Genomic DNA, 18,150 nt, shown 5'->3' with positions numbered 1-18,150 from the left:
CATGAAAAAACCTCTGCGTCTGCTCATTACGCGAGCTGCCCATCAGCAGCAGCCGGTTGCAGATTTGATTCGAAACGCCGGGATGGAACCCGTCACGCTGCCGCTTATTCGTATCCAAATGCTTCCGGCGCAATTGCCGGAGCCTGCGAACAGCTGGGTGGCGTTTACGAGCGTCAACAGCGTCACCTGGTGGAAGGAAAGCGGCGCCCGGGCTCCTGAAAAAACAGCCTGTGTCGGAGAGAAAACGGCGCACGCCTGCCGGGAAGCCGGCTATCCTGTATCGCTCGTGCCGGACGTGTATGACGCCGAGCACCTGGCTGCGGCGCTGGAAGTGGCTACGAGCGAGGGGGACGTTGTGCTTTATCCGCGCAGCGCCAAAGCAAGAACCTACTTACGCGATTATTTGATGAACCGGGGCAGAAACGTGATCGATCTGCCGGTTTACGATACGATTCCGAATGAGAACGGCCGGGAAGCGCTCCAGCAGCAGCTGCCTGACCTGGATGGTGTGCTCTTTTTCAGTCCAACGGCTGTACGGGCTTTTTTTGAGCTCGGCGGCAGCGACGCCGGTCTTTTTTTCGGCTGCGTTGGTACGAAGACCGAAGAAGAGCTGCGCCGCTTCACGGATGCAGAAGCACTGACGCCGGATACGTATACGGCGGAAGCGCTGATTGAATTGATTTCACTACGCAAAGGAGTACGATAGCATGCAGTCATTTGACCGTCACCGCCGTCTGCGAACGTCGGCTGGAATGCGCGATCTCGTTCGTGAAACACACCTTCACACAGAAGATTTGATTTACCCGCTGTTTGTGATGGAAGGGGAAGACATTAAAAACCCGGTGAAATCAATGCCGGGGGTTTATCAGTGGTCGCTGGACCGTGTCGATACCGAAGTGCAGGAAGCGGTCGATCTCGGCATCCGGTCGATCATTTTGTTCGGCGTCCCGGCTGAAAAGGATGCAGTAGGCTCCAGTGCCTATGATCCGGAGGGGATTGTGCAAAAAGCGGTGCGCCAGGTAAAAGCTGCACACCCAGAACTGACGGTAATTGCAGATACGTGCCTGTGCCAGTTTACCGATCACGGCCACTGCGGCGTCGTGGAAGACGGCGAGATTCTTAACGATGAATCGCTTGATCTTCTCGTCAAAACGGCTGTTTCTCAGGCAGAGGCTGGAGCAGATATCATTGCACCGTCCAACATGATGGATGGATTTGTAACAGCGATTCGCTCCGGGTTAGATGAAGCCGGATTTAAGCACGTTCCGGTGATGAGCTATGCGGTAAAATACGCGTCTGCCTTCTACGGCCCGTTCCGGGACGCTGCCCACTCTTCCCCGCAGTCCGGGGACCGGAAGACGTATCAGATGGACCCGGCGAACCGGCGCGAAGCTTTTCGGGAAGCACGATCAGACGTGGAGGAAGGGGCAGACTTTCTGATTGTAAAGCCGGCTCTTTCCTATCTCGACATTATCCGCGACATCCGGGAGCGCGAACAGCTGCCGATTGTGGCGTATAACGTGAGCGGAGAATATTCCATGATCAAAGCGGCTGCCGAAAACGGCTGGATCGATGAAAAGGCGGTCGTACTGGAAAAAATAACGAGCATGAAGCGTGCAGGAGCTGATCTGATCCTTACGTATTTCTCCAAAGATATCGCACGCTGGCTGCAGAATTAATTCTATTGCGGGGTGAAAACATGAACTGGAACAAATCATCAGAAGCATTTCAAGAAGCAAAGCCCCTCATGCCGGGGGGCGTGAACTCGCCGGTCCGCGCGTTTAACTCGGTCGGACGCGATCCGGTTTATTTTGAAAAAGGAAAAGGCTCCAGACTCTGGGACGTAGACGGCAACGAATACATCGACTACGTGCTTTCCTGGGGGCCGCTCGTGCACGGTCACGCGGATGATCAGGTGATCGACGCGGTGAAAGACATGGCGGATAAAGGCACGAGCTTTGGCGCTCCCCATGAAATGGAAACGAAGCTTGCGGAGCTTGTAATTGAGCGTGTTCCTTCTGTCGAGGTGGTCCGCATGACGAGCTCCGGCACCGAAGCGACGATGAGCGCGCTGCGGCTTGCGCGCGGATACACGGGACGCAGCAAGATCGTCAAGTTCGAAGGCTGCTACCACGGGCACGGAGATTCTCTGCTGATTAAAGCAGGCTCCGGCGTGGCGACACTCGGCCTTCCGGACAGTCCCGGCGTACCAGAGGAAGTGGCAGCGAATACGCTGACGGTTCCCTACAACGATCTCGAAAGCCTCAAGCTCGCTTTTGAAAAATTCGGCAATGAAATCGCGGGTGTGATTTTGGAACCGGTGACGGGCAACATGGGTGTAGTAAGGCCTGAGGAAGGCTATCTGGAAGGTATTCGGGAGCTGACGAATGAACACGGGTCCCTGCTCATCTTTGATGAAGTGATGACCGGCTTCCGCGTCGGCTACAACTGTGCACAGGGAGAGCTCGGTGTGACGCCTGATCTCACGTGCTTAGGCAAGGTGATCGGCGGCGGCCTGCCAGCTGGAGCATTTGGCGGACGTCGGGACATTATGGAGCAGATTGCGCCGGCCGGACCGATTTACCAGGCAGGCACCCTGTCCGGAAATCCGCTTGCTATGACGGCAGGCTACGAAACGATTCGCCAGCTGACGCCGGAAAGCTATACCTACTTCGACCAGATTGGCGATAAGCTTGAAAAAGGACTGGCAGCTGCGGCTGAAAAGCACGGCATTCCGCACTGGACGACTCGTGCAGGCTCCATGGTCGGCTTTTTCCTTACAAAGGAGAAGGTGAAGAACTTTGAAACGGCGAAAACGTCGGATCTCGACATGTTCAGCCGTTTCTTCAACCTGATGCTAGAAAACGGCGTATCACTGCCGCCGTCACAGTTTGAAGGGTTGTTTCTTTCTACGAAACATACGGAGGAAGACATTGACCTGACGCTGGAAGCAGCGGAAAAGGCATTTCAGACAATCGCTGCAGAACGCGGTTAGGATAAGGTATGAAGAGCGGTCTGCGCGTCAGCAGGCCGCTTTGCAGCATGCAGGGCTTAGAAGACCGGATTAGTCGAGCAGCGTGAGACTTGACGGATGGAAACTAACTGTCGCACGCGGTCCTGCGTGAAACGTCGAAAAGACAGAAGGGAGAACCTGCATGAGCTACGTGAAACGAATACGGGAGAAGGTCGGTCAGGAAACGCTGCTGCTGCCTGGCTCCGCCGTTATTATACATACTCCGGACGGAGAAATTCTGCTGCAAAAGCGCGAGGATGGAGACTGGGGGCTTCCGGGCGGTCTGATGGAGCCGGGAGAGAGCTACGAAGAAACGGCCGTACGCGAAGTGGAAGAAGAAACGGGTGTCACAATTCGGAAGCAGGATCTGCAGCTTTTCAACGTCTTCTCCGGCGAAGACTATTTTGTGGAGGCACCGAACGGAGATCCCTATTATGCGGTGACGGCGCTGTATACGTGCACCGATCCTGCGCAGCCGCTGTCAGACGGAGACGAAGAAACGCTGGAGCTCCGTTATTTTCCACTCACTGCGCTGCCTGAAAAACTGAGGCGCTCCCACCGGTACTTTCTCGGTCTGTTTGCAGATCATGCAACAGATCGTAAACGAGGTTGATTCCGGCACCGGACCGTTGTAGAATAAAATCAGAATGCACCGATGGAGAAGAGTAGGATGGAAATTCCGCCAGAGAGGAAAGCCGGTCATGTTGGCCGCTGCGAGGCTTTCCCGGAAGGAACATCTGAAGGTCGCTCCGGAGCAGCCGCGTGGAAACACTCGGACGAATCAGCCGCGTTAAGGCCGTGAGTGTACCGGGGGAATGCTCCGGTGAACAAAGGTGGTACCGCGGGAGACAGCCCTCTTCGTCCTTTCAGACAAGAGGGCTTTTTGTATGCGCATATAACTGTAAGAGAGGATGGTTTACATGGATGAAAAACAGGTTTCTATGCCGCCGAAATACGATCCGCAGGCGGTTGAATCAAAATGGTACAGCTACTGGGTGGAGGGAAAGTTTTTTGAGGCAGGCAAAAATCCGGAAGCAACGCCTTACACGGTAGTTATTCCGCCGCCGAACGTAACGGGAAGGCTGCACCTCGGTCACGCCTGGGACACGACGCTGCAGGACATCTTGATCCGCACGAAGCGCATGCAGGGATACGATGCCCTCTGGCTTCCGGGTATGGATCATGCCGGAATTGCGACACAGGCGAAGGTAGAAGGCAAGCTGCGCGAGGAAGGCATCAGCCGTCATGATCTCGGCCGCGAAGCATTCCTTGCTAAAAGCTGGGACTGGAAGGAAGAGTACGCGTCATTTATCCGTGATCAGTGGTCTAAAATGGGGCTTTCCCTCGACTATTCTCGTGAGCGGTTCACCCTCGATGACGGCTTGTCGGATGCTGTAAAGGAAGTGTTCGTCCGCCTGTATGAAGAAGGCCTGATTTACCGCGGCGAATACATTATTAACTGGGATCCATCGACGAAAACAGCACTTTCGGATATCGAAGTCATTTACGAAGATGTGAAAGGCGCGTTTTATCATATGCGCTACCCGCTTGCCGATGGGGAAGGTTCGATTGAGGTAGCCACGACGCGGCCGGAGACGATGCTCGGAGATACGGCTGTCGCTGTGCATCCGAAGGACGAGCGTTATGCACATCTGATTGGCAAAACGGTAAAGCTTCCAATCGTCGGACGGGAAATTCCGATTGTGGCAGACGACTACGTTGATCGTGACTTCGGTTCCGGTGCGGTTAAAATCACGCCGGCGCACGATCCAAACGACTTTGAGATCGGCAATCGCCATGACCTTGAACGTGTTCTTGTAATGGACGAAGGCGGCGTGATGAATGAAAATGCCGGACGTTACGAAGGGCTGGACCGGTTCGACTGCCGCAAGCAGATTGTACAGGACCTGCAGGCAGACGGTATTCTGTTTCAGATCGAAGACCATGATCACAGCGTCGGCCACTCTGAGCGCAGCGGCGCGGTCGTAGAGCCGTATTTGTCCACGCAGTGGTTCGTTAAAATGGGGCCGCTTGCTGAGCAGGCGATTGAGCTGCAAAAACAGGACGGCAAGGTTCACTTCGTACCGGACCGCTTCGAGAAGACGTATATGCACTGGATCGAAAATATACGTGACTGGTGCATTTCCCGCCAGCTCTGGTGGGGTCACCGGATTCCGGCATGGCATCATAAGGAAACCGGAGAAATCTACGTCGGACGCACGGCGCCAAAGGATGCGGAGAACTGGGAGCAGGACGAAGACGTACTGGACACGTGGTTCTCTTCTGCCCTCTGGCCGTTTTCGACGATGGGCTGGCCGGATGAGCAGTCGGACGACTTTAAGCGCTACTACCCTACCGATACGCTCGTAACCGGCTATGACATTATTTACTTCTGGGTGGCACGCATGATTTTCCAAGGGAAACACTTTACCGATGAGCGGCCGTTTAAAGATGTGCTCGTTCACGGACTCGTCCGGGACGCGGAAGGCCGCAAAATGAGTAAATCACTTGGGAACGGTGTCGACCCGATGGATGTAATCGATAAATACGGTGCGGATGCGCTGCGCTTTTTCCTCAGCACAGGCAGCACGCCCGGTCAGGACTTGCGCTTTTATTGGGAAAAAGTCGAAGCAAACTGGAACTTTGGCAACAAGATTTGGAATGCTTCACGGTTTGCGCTCATGAATCTCGACGGTCTCTCTTTTGAAGATATGGATCTGTCCGGGCCGAAAACGATTGCAGACGAATGGATTTTGACACGTTTGAATGAAACCATTACGCACGTGACGAAGTACATCGATGCGTATGAATTCGGAGAAGTAGGCCGCTCCTTGTACAACTTTATCTGGGACGACTTCTGTGACTGGTACATCGAAATGGCGAAGCTGCCGTTAAACGGCGACGACGAACAGGCGAAGCACACGACTCGCTCCGTTCTTGCCTACGTGCTCGACCAGACGATGCGTCTCCTGCACCCGTTCATGCCGTTTATCACCGAAGAAGTATGGCAGCACCTGCCGCATGAAGGAGAGTCAATTACACGCGCAGCGTGGCCGGAAGAAAACCCGTACGGGAACGATCAGGCGGTAAAGGATATGCAGCTGCTGCAGGAAATCATCCGCTCTGTCCGAAATACACGTGCGGAGCTAAATGTGCCGATGTCACGTGAAATTACGCTGCACGTAAAAGCAGCCGATGAGCACGTAAAAGAGCAGCTTGAGCGCGGCCAGGCGTATCTGGAGCGGTTCTGCAACCCGTCAGAGCTTTTGATCGGCACCGAACTGGAAGCACCGGAAAAATCGATGAGCTCCGTGCTTTCAGGCGTTGAGCTGTACATGCCGCTTGCCGGCCTGCTCGATCTTGATGCGGAAGTAAAGCGTCTGGAAAAAGAAGTGAAGCGGCTCGACGGGGAAGTCACGCGAGTCGAGAAAAAGCTTTCGAATAAAGGCTTCACGGACAAAGCGCCGGAGCATGTGGTAGAAGAAGAAAAGCGGAAGCAGAAGGACTATGCGGAGCAGTGGGAAAAAGTGCAGGCGAGGCTCGAGGAACTGAAGCAGTAGGGAGGAACGAGCAATGAAAGAGATTGCCTATTATCACGACCGGTTCGTCGATGTTGATGAACGGGTTATACCGATCCAGGAACGCGGGCATCAGTTCGGCGACGGTATTTATGAGGTTATCCGCGTCTATGATGGCGAACCGTTTACGATGAAGGAGCACATGGAGCGTTTGGAGAAGAGTGCTGAAGCGATCGGCATGGGACTTCCATACAGCCGGGAAAAGATCGAAGCTCTTGCGCTGGAGGCGCTTGAGCGGTCCGGCATCCAGGAGGCAGAGATTTACATGCAGATCACCCGCGGGATCCACCTGCGGCAGCATCATTATCCGGATCCGTCAAAGCCGGTGCTCTCGATGGTCGTCAAAGAGGCACGCAAACTGACGCCGGAAAAGCGTGCTTCCGGTGTGCCGGTGATTACAACAGAAGAGATTCGCTGGAAAATGTGCTGGATCAAGTCGCTTAATCTGCTGCCTAACGTCATGGCAAAGCAAAAGGCGATGGAGGCCGGTGCACACGAAGCTGTCTTTGTCGACGAAGGCATAGTGACAGAAGGATCAAGCTCCAATCTGTTTATCGTGAAAGAAGGGACGCTGCTGACACATCCGGCGACGAATGCCATTTTACACGGGATTACGCGCCGCGTTATCCTCGACATTGCAGAAGAGCTCGGTATTCCCGTGGAAGAACGAACGTTTACACTGGAAGAGCTTTTAGAGGCCGACGAAGCGTTTCTCAGCTCGACGACGATGGAAGCTGCGAGTATTTCTGCAGTCGATGGAACGCCGCTGAACGGTGGCCGGACGATTCTCGACCGCATTCACGCCAAGTTCGTCGAAAGAACCAGAAAAGAAACCGTCGATTCCTGATCGGCGCGGTAACATGCGAAGGCCCGCTGCAGAAGCAGCGGGCCTTCGTACGTGCCTTCCGATCGCCGGCCTATCAGCAGTACGCCTCCGGTCTTAGAAGAAAATACGGCCACGGCTCATTCCGGCGCTTGCGTGTGCCGCGGTATGATACAGACAGAAGGAGGGATTGAAGATGAAATTACTTGCTGTACTACTCGGAATTGCGGCATTTTTACTTGCGATCGGTAATCTCGGCTCGATCATCCTGTTTGCCCTTTCCGCCTGGCTGCTCTGGCTCGTCTGGAAGCAGTTCGTGAACACAACGTCCACCGGCGGACGGATTGGATGGGGAATTGCAGGCGCCATCATTATTCTCGTCATGCTCGGCAACCTGCAGGCAGTGATCGGTCTGGCCGCTCTTTACGTGCTGTATGTCCTGATTAGAAGCTGGAAGGAAAAAGAAGATGGAGGGGTGCACCATGCGTAACATTTGGGAACGAATGGCAGATACGATGAAGCAGGATCTGGCAAAGCTGAAAGGAACGGCTGCAGGCGTAACGAAAAAAACTGGCGAGAAGCTGCGCAAAGCGGAAATGCTGCAAAAGCAGATAGCAGCTCAGCGTCTGGAAGCCGATGAGCTGCGGACGCGCCGCGATCAGGCCCTCGTTCAGGCAGCGGACAGACGCCGCCAGCAGCAGCTTGCGGAGGAAGCCGGAGAGAAAGCGCTCGCTGCCTTTGCTGAACGGGATGCAGAAGCATTTGACCAGGAAGCAGAAACACTTGCCCGTATGACAGATGATGCAGATGCACGTATCGTCGAGCTTGAGCAGCTGTTTCAGGAGGTCCGGCACGCATTAACGAGGCAGGAGCTGGAAGAACAAGAGCTGGTACGCCGGGAAACGACAGCGAAGCTGCGCCGGGAGATGAGCGGGCTGAAAGAGACCGAGCCGGCTCATGCAGAGCAGGAAGAGCCCTCAGCAGATGAGGTTCGCAGCAGCATGGAACGACAGCTGATGCTGCTCGAAAAGCGGCACGGCGAGCGTAAAAATCCATCCGATTATTTGGAAACATGATACAATAATTACAACGAAGGGGGAGAAGGCCATGATCAGGGAAATTCCAGTGAACCGATTGAATCTGCTTCTCCTCCTGTCCGTTATTTTTCTCGTCACTGAGCTGCTCTCCCGCGGAGCGGGCATGCTGCTTGGTGTCGGGATTCTGTTGTTTATGGTCTACCTCGGCTGGAAGGAATACGAATCTACGTTCGGAAAAGTCATCTGCTGGATCGGCGTCATTGGGCTCATCATTCAAGTGCTGAGCCTGTTTGCTGTTGGTTTCTTTATCATCGGATTTCTGATTCTGCTCGTTCTGGAGTACCGGAGGCAGCAGAAGCAGCCGCCGGTGATCCAGCCGGAAACAGCTGCCGCTCCCAAGCAGGGAAGCGGTCTGGTGGAAAGCGGCACCCTTCTGCCTCAGAAGCTGATCGGAAGGCAGTCGACCGGGACGGAGCCGTATCAGTGGCGGGACATCCATATTCAAACCGGCATCGGCAGCAAAACGATTGACCTGTCAAATACGGTCGTGCACGGAACAGCGGTCGTGTCCGTCCGGCATATTATCGGACAGGTCACCGTCCTCGTGCCGTATGAGATGGAGGTACAGGTATTGCATAGTGCCCTGTATGGAAGCGCAGAAATTTTAGGCGAGCGAAAGCGTCTGTTAAATGAATCGATCTCCTTGGAGACGCCGGGCTATGCGGAAGCGGACGTTCGCGTCAAAATCATGACATCGGTCATGAGCGGGGAGCTGGAGGTGCGGCGCATATGAAAATACGTCCGCTGCTGTACGTTCAGCTTGCACTCGTGATTTTTGTCACAGCAGCTGCAGCTGCCGGTGCGCTGCTGGTCATTTTACCCACAGGTGTCTGGCCGCTGTTGATGACGCGCCTTTACGGCGTGCCGTTTCCAATCCTTGCAGGCGGCGCGGCGCTTTTGCTGCTGTTGTTTATCGGCGTGTTTGTACAAGGGGCATGGCGCAGGGCGGCTGCAGATACAGTCAGCTACGCAAACGATGCTGTAAAAGGAGAGGCAGCACCGCCTGCAAACCAGCAGGAGCTTCAGCTGGCACTATACGACCTGCAGGAGCAGGTAGCACGTCAAACTCAGCACGCCAGACAGATAGCGGCTGAAAAAGCGGACGTGCGGGAGCAGAGTTTACAGGAGGTTGTGGTACAGGAGCGGACACGGCTTGCGCGCGAGCTTCACGACTCTGTCAGCCAGCAGCTGTTCGCTGCTTCGATGCTGACAGCGGCGATCAATGAAACGGCCGATTTGGATGAAACGACCGCCGGTCAGTTTCGATTAGTTGAAAACATGATTAATCAGTCCCAGCTGGAGATGCGTGCGCTGCTTCTGCATCTGCGTCCGGCCGCGCTCAAGGGACGTTCCCTGATTGACGGCATGGACGAACTGCTGGCTGAGCTGGAGCAGAAAGTGCCGCTTGAGATCGTTGTTTCACTTGAGGAAGTGCCGCTGGATAAAGGCTCGGAGGATCATCTGTTCCGTATTTTACAAGAAGCGGTTTCCAACTGTCTGCGACATGCAGAGGCAACGAGACTGAAGGTGTTTTTGTTAAATCGCGATGAGAAAGCAATATTGCAGGTGATCGATAATGGAAAAGGGTTTGAAGCCGGGAAGGACGCGTTCGGCTCATACGGGCTCTCGACGATGAAGGAGCGTGCGGAAGAAATCGGCGGCCGCTTCCGCATTATCAGCGTGCCTGGAGAAGGTACAAAAGTGGACGTACAGCTGCCGCTGTGGAAGGAGGAACAAGCATGATCCGAATCGTATTTGCAGATGACCACGAAATGGTGCGCATCGGTGTCTCCGCCTATTTAACCTCGCAGGCGGATATTGAAGTCGTCGCAGAGGCATCGGACGGGCAGGAGGCGGTCGAGCTCGTCCGAATGCACCAGCCGGACGTCGTCCTGATGGACCTGGTGATGGAGCCGATGGATGGGATCGAGGCAACGCGGTTAATAACCGAAGAAAATCCAGAAGCAAAGGTGCTGATCATGACCAGCTTCGTAGACGATGAAAAAGTGTATCCGGCTTTAGAAGCCGGCGCGTTCAGCTACATGCTGAAAACGTCGAAGGCAGCGGATATTGCAGAAGCCGTGCGCCGTACATATCGAGGTGAATCGGTGCTGGAGCCGGCCGTTGCCCGCAAAGTCATGACGAGAATGCGGCCGCAGCCAAATGCGCTGCACGACGCTCTGACGGCGAGAGAGCTGGACGTACTGAAGCTGATGGCAGACGGTATGTCCAATCAGGAGATCGCAGATGAGCTGTTTATTGCCGTCAAAACGGTGAAAGTGCACGTCAGCAGCATTTTAAGCAAGCTGGAGGTGCAGGACCGGACCCAGGCCGTAATTTACGCGCTCAAGCACAATTTATTTTAGCTGAGCCGCGACATGCTCGATGAAGACGTCGGCGATGTCGATATCACTCTGGTCATACAGGCTGCGGCATCCGACTGCGTCCTCCATTTCGTTAAACAGAAGCGAGCCGTCGTCGGCGATGAGAAAATCAATCCCTGCAAAATCGATCGGGAGCGCGCGCGTCACCTTCTCAATCAGCTCAGTGTCCTCCTGTGAAAGCCGGTAGAGCGATGCGCTCGCGCCTCCGGAAATATTGGCTTTAAAGTTTGTTTCTGATTCACGTACGACGGCCGCAACGATTGCCCCGCCGACGATATAGACGCGCACATCGCGTCCGCGCTGTCCGCCGACCGGCTGCATCAGCAGCTCGTCATCCGCTGTCATGGCGCCGAGCTGCTGCGGGCGGGCGACCCAGTCGACTCCCGTACCGCCGCGTCCGAGCGGATCTTTTAAGATGAGCGGATAAGACGGGCTCAAGGACGAAAGGCGGCGCTGGTGAACGGCCGTACTCGGAAGCATCGGAATTCCCAAGGCGGATAAACAGGCGTGGGAGAGCCGCTTATCGTTAGCGGTCCTGCTCACTCGGGAGCTGTTAAAGACGCGGATGCCGTGCAGCTCAGCCGCTTCATTCAGCCACGGGGTGCACGTCCGGATGATCAGAAAATCCGGATTTTCCCTGCGTCCGAACAAAGAAGCTCCGCCCGATACTGCATAAATCATCTCCTCGTAAATCACGACCTCGAGCGTCATGCCCCTTTTTGCACTCGCCTGCTGCAGCAGACGGATAAACGCTTCGTTCCGAATCCGGTCATGTTCTTTATAAATCAGCCAGCCTCTCATATATGGGTCCTCCCCTGCAGCATTTTTTCGATCATCGTGTGATGAACTGGCACGCCGGTGCATTCGATGATGCTGCGGACGTGCGGATTGGAATTAATTTCACAGACGAGCGGCTGCTCGCTTCCGGTAAACAAATCGACGCCAGCCATATCGGCGCCAACGGCCCGTGCAGCTGCTACGGCAACGTTAATTTCCTCCTGAGACGGCTCGTACGGTTCAGTTGTTCCGCCTGCCGTCACGTTTGCGCGGAAGCCTTCAGCCTTCCGTTTCATCGCTGCAACTGGGGAAGAGCCGACGATATTAATACGGATATCAGAGCCGAAGCTTTCTGTCACCGCTTTCTGATACAAGTGTGGCACCCCGGCAAGCCGTTCGACGAGGTCTTCCAGCTCGGTCATCGTTTCCACCCAGTACACCTGCTCTCCAAAAGAACCGAATGCTTCTTTTACGACGAGCGGAAAGCCGAGTAAGGAGGCTGCCTGCCTGCAAAAGGCAGTGTTCCGGTAGCCAAGCTTCGGATACGCCATTGGCGCTGTGATCGTCAGCGGCTGCGGGACACCGTATCCGGCAAAGGCCTGGTGCATGAGCCGTTTATCGTCGCATAGCTCGATCGTCCGAGCTCTGTTATAAAGCCGGTATCCTTCGCGCTCAAGCGCATTGGCAAGCGGCAGGTCCTTATCTGCAAAGTGGATAAATGCAGGCTCCGCAAGGTCGGAGCGACAGGGGGTGACACCGTCTGTTGTGACGAGAAGCTCATCATTGGCAACCGTCGTAAGCTCGACGCCGCGGAGTCTGGCAGCCCGCTGCATCAGCGAGGCATAATCTTGAAATTTATGTGTAAACAAGCCGCCGTTGTAAACGAGCCAGGCAGTTTCTTTCATGAGAGAAGCGCTCCTTTGCTCCAGAAATGTATAATAGCCAGTATGGCATATTTTTTCATTGTTCGACAGATTATGCAACGACGGAGGGAAAACGATGGACATTCACAAGCTGTTTCACGACCGGAAACAGGCAGGAATCAACTATACGCTCGAGCGGATGAGAGCGTTGTATCAAAAGCTTGATCGGCCTGAGCAGGATGCAGAAGTTATTCATATTGCCGGTACAAACGGGAAGGGCTCTACTGTCTCCTACTTGGAGGCGCTGTTTGCCGGAAGCAGCAAAACAGTACTTTCTTTCGTATCGCCGTCATTCGGCGGCAGAGAAGGGCATCTTCTCTGGAACGGTGAACCAGTCACAGCTGACGCATTCGCAGAGGTGTGCCGGGATGCGGCAGCCTTTCTTCCCGGCGTAGAGCGCGTACATGGCATGGTGAGTCCGTTTGAACTGCTGACAGCAACAGCATTTGCTGCCTGTAAACGATGGAAGCCGGATGTGTTTCTTGTAGAATGCGGGCTGGGAGGAAGACTTGATGCAACAAACGTGCTCGAAAACAAGGCTGTGACCATTCTTACTTCCATCGGCACCGATCATGAAGCGTTCCTCGGACATGGCAGAGAGCAGATTGCACGGGAAAAAGCCGGTATTATGCGGCAGGGAGTACCAGTCGTATCCGGCTGCGGCGATGCAGACACCTGGCTGAAGGAAGAAGCAGAAAAATGCGGTGCGGACTGGATGGAGCTGGAGCGCACGTGGTCATTTTTACCGCCTGAGACACTGGAAACACCGAAAGGATCCGTTACGCTGCCGGCACCCGGTGCTCATCAGGAGCAAAATGCAGCGTGTGCCTGGACGGCAGCACGGCTGTTCGGAGTCCCGCTGCAGGAAGCCTGGCTCAGCCAAGCACGGATGCCGGGCAGGTTCGAACAGATACAGCCAGGCGTATATGTCGATTCCGCTCATAACATAGAAGCGGTCGAGGCTATGCTTAACAGTGTCCCAAACGAATGGGACGTGACGTTTCTTTTCGGAGCGATGCGGGATAAAGCCGTTCACGAGATGGTCAGCAGGCTGACAGCCAGGGGCCGAGTGGTGCCGGCCCTCTTTCCGGACAGCCGGGCCATGACAGAGCATGAGTGGCTGGAGCTTCTTCCGTCTGAATCAGTCTGTTCTGATCCAAAGCAGTTCGTACATGACTGCTCCGGTTCCGCTGAGGGAAAGCTGATCGTTACCGGCTCACACGCATTTACGAGCATGATTCGTAATTGATTCTTTAGAACTAGTTATAAAGATTCAATTTAGATGTTGTATATGGTATGATATAGCAGATAGTTCAGAATAGTTCGTACAAAAGACAGGGGAGGATGACGGATGGACCGGAAATACCGACGAGTCATCTGGGTGCTTTGGATGCTTTTGTTTCCTGCAGCTGCGGCCGCCATCGTGCCGGTCTACGCCGGCTGGCAGGTGTCAGACTGGCTTTCGTTTCTTCCATTTGTTCTGCTGATCGCCCTTGCAGCAATGTTTCCGATTCACATACGGGAAACGTCGATTGTGCCGCTGCAAGGAGTTGCGCTTGCGGTGTTCCTGCTTCAGGGATTTTCCGGAGAGCTTTTAATTACGCAAATCGGGATAGTAATTGGAATTGCACGCATGAAGCTTGATCCGGAAGACTGGTACCGGCTCCCGCTCAATTCGCTTATTTTTCTGGCAACGTCATCCGGGGCAGCTGCGGTCTATTATGCAGCCGGAGGACAAACGGGGAGCGCTCTGCTCGATGAACTTGCGCTTGGCTTGATTGTGCTCTATGTTGTCACGTATTTCTTTATTAACAACGGACTCATATATGCCGTGCAGCGGCTTACTGTCACAGACCGAAGCGTCCGCTTCTTTGATGAAGCATTGAAGTGGGAAGTGCTTTCGCTGCTGTTCGTGCTTCCGGTCGGACTGACGCTGGCACTCCTGTATGAGATTGCCGGTCCGGTCGTATTAATTCTTGCGGCACTGCCGGTGACATCGATCGCGATTATTCTCTCGTTTTACGGAGCAAGCAGGGAAACGGCCAATCAGCTGAAAAAAGTAAGTCAATTCGGAGCGAGCATCAACGAACGCCTTGATACGGCGGAAGTGCTGGAGCTGTTTATGGACACATGCTGGGATTTGTTCGACCCGCGTGACGTTTGTCTGTACGAGGAAGACGGAGAGGGCGGACTGCAGCCGGTCTTCCGCCACACGAAGGCCCCCGGCTCCCAGCTGCCTCCTGAAAGCGGAGACGGGGTAAGCCGGCTCGTGTATAAAAGCGGACGCTCGCGACTGTACGAACAGGACAGCGAGATTCCAAAGCTTGCCCGCACTGGTCTTCCTTCCCATACTAAGTCGGTGATGAGCGCTCCAGCTGTGCGCGCTCAAAAAAATGTTGGCGTCGTCACCCTTCTTTCCGAGGAGAAACGGGCGTTCGGCAAGGACGAATTGATGCTCCTGGAAATTATGGCCGGCTATTTGACCGTTGCGATGCAGAATGCCAGGCATTTGTCGCGGGCAAAAAAGCGCGGAGAGCGCTGTGCACTTACGGGCTTGTACAATTTCCGCTTTTTTGAAGAGAAGCTGGTGGAATGCCGTGAACCGTTTGCAGTCGTGCTGCTGGACCTTGATCACTTCAAGCAAGTGAACGACACGTTCGGGCATGACGGCGGAAATGATGTTCTTCGGGAAGCAGCGGAAATGATTGAAACATGTGCACCGGACGATGCCCTGGCAGCACGGTACGGCGGTGAAGAATTTGTGCTGCTCCTTCCTTCGTATACGGCAGAAGAAGCGGCGGAAACCGCCGAACATTTACGGGAGCAGCTGGCAGAGCGTGAGTTTACGCTTCCTGACCTGAGCGGAGAAGAACGAAAAGCAGCAGTGACGGCAAGTATCGGCGTAGCCGGTTCAGTGCCGGGAGAAGACCCGCTCGATGTGCTGCGAAATGCCGACCGGGCCATGTATACCGGGGCAAAGCAAAAAGGACGAAACCGGGTGGCGATGCATGGTCTTCCAGGACGGGCAGGATAGTGTCCGCTGCTTGATTATGAACGAAAAGCGCGTTGGCCGCAGGCGAACGCGATTTTTCATTTTCAGGAAAGAGAAAACATGCTGTTTATGTTACCGCGAGCCTTATCGGACTTAAGGGGACGATACTGGTTCTTTCGCTTCCGATTCGCGCAGGTTTCAAGATGTATCTTTCATTCACGGTCCTTGTAAGATAAGATAGGAGTAGCAACCTATAATCTGCCAGAAAGGGGCCGGGGCGCCTTGATGTACCTGTTTATTCTTATTTGTTATGCCGTTCTTCTCGGCATTATGCTGCTCATCCCATCCGTGTTTTCCAGGACGGTGACAGCGCTGCTCGTAACGGCGGCACTGCTCGTATCGCTCGGAGGATACTGGATTTTATCTGTTTTTGGCTGGGTTCCCGGCGTCATGCTGATGCTGGCAGCGGTACTGCTCGTTTCCCTGCTCGCCTCCTGGTATCTGGCAGGGAGGGAACAGAGCGGAGAGGGGGAAAACGTATGACGTCTAAACAATGGTTCGGCGCCTCTTTCCTTGTCATTGCTGGAAGCGTGGTCTTCATGATGCTGTTCGCCTTCACGGGGAAGCTGATGTATGAATTCAGCTTTCAGGAGGAAGAATTAGCGGAAGAAACGACTATCGCGGGCGTTCAGGTCGGTGAAATGCGGCCGGAGGAGGCGGAGGCTGCCTTGCAGGAAAGGATTGAAACCTTTGAGGAAAATGTCCGCTATGAGTTAACCTGGTTCGATGAACAGATTCCGCTCCCGCGCGAAGCAGTATCCTTTCACACCGGTGCTTCTGTCGGTCGGGCGGCTGAGGACGGCTCGCAGGAAACGGCTGCTGTGTCCGTGGATGAAGAAGCACTGCGGGAAGCAGTAGCGAGCTTTTCCTTTAACAGCAGCATGGAAGAAGCTGTTCGGCTGGACGAGCTCGCAGCGCAGATCGTGGAAGAGGCCGGGGCCCTTGCACAAACCGATTATTCCTGGATGCTCCATCCGCACCTGCACGCGCACGCGCAGCCGGCAGAAGACGTGCTTACTGCAGCTGACAGAAGCATGATTTCAGAAGAGATGGCGCAGCTGCTTCAGCAGCAGCCTGCCATCACGATTCCGGGAAACAGCGACGTTTCCGTCATGGAATCGCTTGGCCTTCACGATTATCCGGACATGGATGAAGCGTCTCTGGCAGCGCTTGGCTCAGCTGTATTTGAGGCGGTGGCGCCAACTAACTTTACGATCGAGGAGCGTCATATCCGTCATACGCTGCTTGATCACGTGCCGGCCGGATTTGACGCACACCTTTCTCCTGGGCGAAAGGATTTTGCATTCGGCAACCCGAACGATTACGACTACGAGCTGCAGCTGGAAGTCACAGGCGGCACGCTTCAGGTGGAGCTCTACGGCTACGCCTATCCACATGCGATTAACGTAGACGTTATGGAAAACGGCGGACTAACAGCAGCTACGCGAATTCGCTATACGGCACCGGACGAGGATGCCGCTGGATTTGACGCTGGTCAAGGAAGTGACTGGGGAATGGACGACGACACCGGGTTCGATTCGTCCTTTGAAGATGAAACCAGCTTTGATGACGACGGAAGCAGTGCGTCCGGCGGCTCAGAAGGTATGCTGGTGGAAACGATTCGTACAATTTTCCGCGGCGATTCGACCGAGGACGAGGATACGATCGTGCTCGCAGAGGATTACTATGCCCCGGTACACGCGCTGGAAAGCCGTTCCATTTCGGTGCGGGAGCCTGAAGAAGAGGAAGAGGAGGACCTGGAGCCGGACGACGAGTGGGACTTCCCATGGGAGCACACGCCAGAGAACGGATTCGACTCTGGAGATAACGGTTTCAACGGCGGTGATGATTCATTCGACGGCGGAAACGGCTTTGACGGAGGGGATGGGTCCTTCAACGGAGACGGCGGCTTTGATGAGGGAGACGATTTCTTCGACGGAGACGGCGATTTTGACGGGGGAGACGATTTCTTCGATAGAGACGGCGATTTTGACGGGGGAGACGATTTCTTCGATGGAGACGGCGGCTTTGACGGAGGGGACGATTTCTTCGACGGAGGCAGCGGTTTTGACGGAGGAGATGATTTCTTCGACGGAGACGGCGGCTTTGACGGAGGAGATGATTTCTTCAACGGAGGCAACGGCAATGGATTTTCTGATGGGAATGACTTTGACAGTGGAAGCAGCGGTTTAACGCCCGAGCAGCAACGCGCAGAACGGCAGTTCCGAAGCGGGAGCGGCTTTGACAGCTGGCTCGATCAAGGCGGTGGAGAGGCCTTTGATGCATGGGCAGAAAGCGGTACACCCGGAGATTACAACAACTGGCTCCGGGAGCATGGGGGAGACCCGCAGATGGGGATTGATTACACAGGCGATGAGATTGAATTCGGCCGTCCCGGAACATTTCCGGACAGTGGGGACGGCAGCACATTTCCCGGCTTTGAGCGTCCACCTGTAAAAGGGGATGGGCGCTGACCAGTTACTGACTGGAAAGGGACGATGGG

General features: G+C 54.8%; 17 protein-coding genes and 1 other annotated feature. Of the genes, 15 read left to right on the top strand and 2 right to left on the bottom strand.

Annotated elements, in window-relative coordinates; translation table 11 throughout:
* The first annotated feature begins 1 nt into the window (after nt 1).
* From ACSZLD_RS00815 to ACSZLD_RS00765, 11 genes are all read left to right on the top strand, one after another.
* Nucleotides 2-706 (top strand): uroporphyrinogen-III synthase, encoded by a 705-nt coding sequence (locus ACSZLD_RS00815; RefSeq protein WP_444683977.1) that lies wholly within the window; start codon nt 2-4, stop codon nt 704-706.
* A 1-nt stretch (nt 707) separates the two neighbouring features.
* Nucleotides 708-1,679 carry a porphobilinogen synthase gene (hemB, locus tag ACSZLD_RS00810; protein WP_444683976.1) on the top strand — a complete coding sequence of 324 codons (972 nt, stop codon included), beginning with the start codon at nt 708-710 and terminating at the stop codon, nt 1,677-1,679.
* A gap of 20 nt (nt 1,680-1,699) precedes the next feature.
* Nucleotides 1,700-2,995, top strand: a complete 1,296-nt coding sequence (gene hemL / locus ACSZLD_RS00805; RefSeq protein WP_444683975.1) for a glutamate-1-semialdehyde 2,1-aminomutase — start codon at nt 1,700-1,702, stop codon at nt 2,993-2,995.
* A gap of 160 nt (nt 2,996-3,155) precedes the next feature.
* Nucleotides 3,156-3,626, top strand: coding sequence for an NUDIX hydrolase (locus tag ACSZLD_RS00800; RefSeq protein WP_444683974.1), 471 nt, complete (start codon nt 3,156-3,158; stop codon nt 3,624-3,626).
* Nucleotides 3,627-3,656: 30 nt separating this feature from the next.
* Nucleotides 3,657-3,882, top strand: a binding site (T-box leader).
* A 51-nt stretch (nt 3,883-3,933) separates the two neighbouring features.
* Nucleotides 3,934-6,573, top strand: coding sequence for a valine--tRNA ligase (locus tag ACSZLD_RS00795; protein WP_444683973.1), 2,640 nt, complete (start codon nt 3,934-3,936; stop codon nt 6,571-6,573).
* 13 nt (nt 6,574-6,586) lie between these two features.
* Complete coding sequence (gene dat, locus ACSZLD_RS00790; protein WP_444683972.1) at nt 6,587-7,438, top strand: D-amino-acid transaminase; 852 nt, start codon at nt 6,587-6,589, stop codon at nt 7,436-7,438.
* 172 nt (nt 7,439-7,610) lie between these two features.
* Nucleotides 7,611-7,904 (top strand): lmo0954 family membrane protein, encoded by a 294-nt coding sequence (locus tag ACSZLD_RS00785; RefSeq protein ID WP_444683971.1) that lies wholly within the window; start codon nt 7,611-7,613, stop codon nt 7,902-7,904.
* On the top strand, nt 7,897-8,490 hold the full coding sequence (locus tag ACSZLD_RS00780; RefSeq protein WP_377910051.1) for a hypothetical protein: 594 nt from the start codon (nt 7,897-7,899) through the stop codon (nt 8,488-8,490). The genes ACSZLD_RS00785 and ACSZLD_RS00780 overlap by 8 nt, the downstream gene beginning before the upstream one ends.
* 31 nt (nt 8,491-8,521) lie before the next feature.
* Nucleotides 8,522-9,244, top strand: coding sequence for a cell wall-active antibiotics response protein LiaF (gene liaF / locus ACSZLD_RS00775; protein WP_444683970.1), 723 nt, complete (start codon nt 8,522-8,524; stop codon nt 9,242-9,244).
* Nucleotides 9,241-10,254: a sensor histidine kinase gene (locus ACSZLD_RS00770; RefSeq protein ID WP_444683969.1), complete on the top strand. Its 1,014-nt coding sequence runs from the start codon at nt 9,241-9,243 to the stop codon at nt 10,252-10,254. Before liaF ends, ACSZLD_RS00770 begins: the two co-directional genes overlap by 4 nt.
* Nucleotides 10,251-10,877 carry a response regulator transcription factor gene (locus tag ACSZLD_RS00765; RefSeq protein WP_444683968.1) on the top strand — a complete coding sequence of 209 codons (627 nt, stop codon included), beginning with the start codon at nt 10,251-10,253 and terminating at the stop codon, nt 10,875-10,877. Before ACSZLD_RS00770 ends, ACSZLD_RS00765 begins: the two co-directional genes overlap by 4 nt.
* Here ACSZLD_RS00765 and ACSZLD_RS00760 read toward each other — a convergent pair.
* The gene (locus tag ACSZLD_RS00760; RefSeq protein WP_377910047.1) at nt 10,869-11,696 is read right to left on the bottom strand and encodes an ATP-grasp domain-containing protein; all 828 of its coding nucleotides are present in this window, start codon (nt 11,694-11,696) and stop codon (nt 10,869-10,871) included. The genes ACSZLD_RS00765 and ACSZLD_RS00760 overlap by 9 nt on opposite strands.
* The gene (locus ACSZLD_RS00755; RefSeq protein WP_444683967.1) at nt 11,693-12,577 is read right to left on the bottom strand and encodes an ATP-grasp domain-containing protein; all 885 of its coding nucleotides are present in this window, start codon (nt 12,575-12,577) and stop codon (nt 11,693-11,695) included. The genes ACSZLD_RS00760 and ACSZLD_RS00755 overlap by 4 nt, the downstream gene beginning before the upstream one ends.
* A gap of 94 nt (nt 12,578-12,671) precedes the next feature.
* On the opposite strand from ACSZLD_RS00755, the gene ACSZLD_RS00750 reads away from it, so the two are divergent.
* The 4 genes from ACSZLD_RS00750 to ACSZLD_RS00735 all read left to right on the top strand — a co-directional run bounded on the left by ACSZLD_RS00750 (nt 12,672) and on the right by ACSZLD_RS00735 (nt 18,121).
* Nucleotides 12,672-13,844 (top strand): bifunctional folylpolyglutamate synthase/dihydrofolate synthase, encoded by a 1,173-nt coding sequence (locus tag ACSZLD_RS00750; RefSeq protein WP_444683966.1) that lies wholly within the window; start codon nt 12,672-12,674, stop codon nt 13,842-13,844.
* A gap of 102 nt (nt 13,845-13,946) precedes the next feature.
* Nucleotides 13,947-15,629 carry a sensor domain-containing diguanylate cyclase gene (locus ACSZLD_RS00745; protein ID WP_444683965.1) on the top strand — a complete coding sequence of 561 codons (1,683 nt, stop codon included), beginning with the start codon at nt 13,947-13,949 and terminating at the stop codon, nt 15,627-15,629.
* Nucleotides 15,630-15,869: 240 nt separating this feature from the next.
* On the top strand, nt 15,870-16,130 hold the full coding sequence (locus ACSZLD_RS00740) for a hypothetical protein (protein ID WP_377910043.1): 261 nt from the start codon (nt 15,870-15,872) through the stop codon (nt 16,128-16,130).
* Nucleotides 16,127-18,121 (top strand): VanW family protein, encoded by a 1,995-nt coding sequence (locus ACSZLD_RS00735; protein ID WP_444683964.1) that lies wholly within the window; start codon nt 16,127-16,129, stop codon nt 18,119-18,121. Before ACSZLD_RS00740 ends, ACSZLD_RS00735 begins: the two co-directional genes overlap by 4 nt.
* Nucleotides 18,122-18,150: the final 29 nt, after the last annotated feature.

This window comes from Alkalicoccus luteus, assembly GCF_052061695.1.
GTDB lineage: Bacteria > Bacillota > Bacilli > Bacillales > Salisediminibacteriaceae > Alkalicoccus > Alkalicoccus luteus.
This window is presented reverse-complemented; position numbering and strand designations above follow the sequence as displayed.

Coding starts and splice junctions, on each gene's coding strand:
- ACSZLD_RS00815 (WP_444683977.1), top strand. CDS start 2: ATGAAAAAACCTCTGCGTCTGCTCATTACGCGAGCTGCCCATCAGCAG.
- hemB (WP_444683976.1), top strand. CDS start 708: ATGCAGTCATTTGACCGTCACCGCCGTCTGCGAACGTCGGCTGGAATG.
- hemL (WP_444683975.1), top strand. CDS start 1,700: ATGAACTGGAACAAATCATCAGAAGCATTTCAAGAAGCAAAGCCCCTC.
- ACSZLD_RS00800 (WP_444683974.1), top strand. CDS start 3,156: ATGAGCTACGTGAAACGAATACGGGAGAAGGTCGGTCAGGAAACGCTG.
- ACSZLD_RS00795 (WP_444683973.1), top strand. CDS start 3,934: ATGGATGAAAAACAGGTTTCTATGCCGCCGAAATACGATCCGCAGGCG.
- dat (WP_444683972.1), top strand. CDS start 6,587: ATGAAAGAGATTGCCTATTATCACGACCGGTTCGTCGATGTTGATGAA.
- ACSZLD_RS00785 (WP_444683971.1), top strand. CDS start 7,611: ATGAAATTACTTGCTGTACTACTCGGAATTGCGGCATTTTTACTTGCG.
- ACSZLD_RS00780 (WP_377910051.1), top strand. CDS start 7,897: ATGCGTAACATTTGGGAACGAATGGCAGATACGATGAAGCAGGATCTG.
- liaF (WP_444683970.1), top strand. CDS start 8,522: ATGATCAGGGAAATTCCAGTGAACCGATTGAATCTGCTTCTCCTCCTG.
- ACSZLD_RS00770 (WP_444683969.1), top strand. CDS start 9,241: ATGAAAATACGTCCGCTGCTGTACGTTCAGCTTGCACTCGTGATTTTT.
- ACSZLD_RS00765 (WP_444683968.1), top strand. CDS start 10,251: ATGATCCGAATCGTATTTGCAGATGACCACGAAATGGTGCGCATCGGT.
- ACSZLD_RS00760 (WP_377910047.1), bottom strand. CDS start 11,696: ATGAGAGGCTGGCTGATTTATAAAGAACATGACCGGATTCGGAACGAA.
- ACSZLD_RS00755 (WP_444683967.1), bottom strand. CDS start 12,577: ATGAAAGAAACTGCCTGGCTCGTTTACAACGGCGGCTTGTTTACACAT.
- ACSZLD_RS00750 (WP_444683966.1), top strand. CDS start 12,672: ATGGACATTCACAAGCTGTTTCACGACCGGAAACAGGCAGGAATCAAC.
- ACSZLD_RS00745 (WP_444683965.1), top strand. CDS start 13,947: ATGGACCGGAAATACCGACGAGTCATCTGGGTGCTTTGGATGCTTTTG.
- ACSZLD_RS00735 (WP_444683964.1), top strand. CDS start 16,127: ATGACGTCTAAACAATGGTTCGGCGCCTCTTTCCTTGTCATTGCTGGA.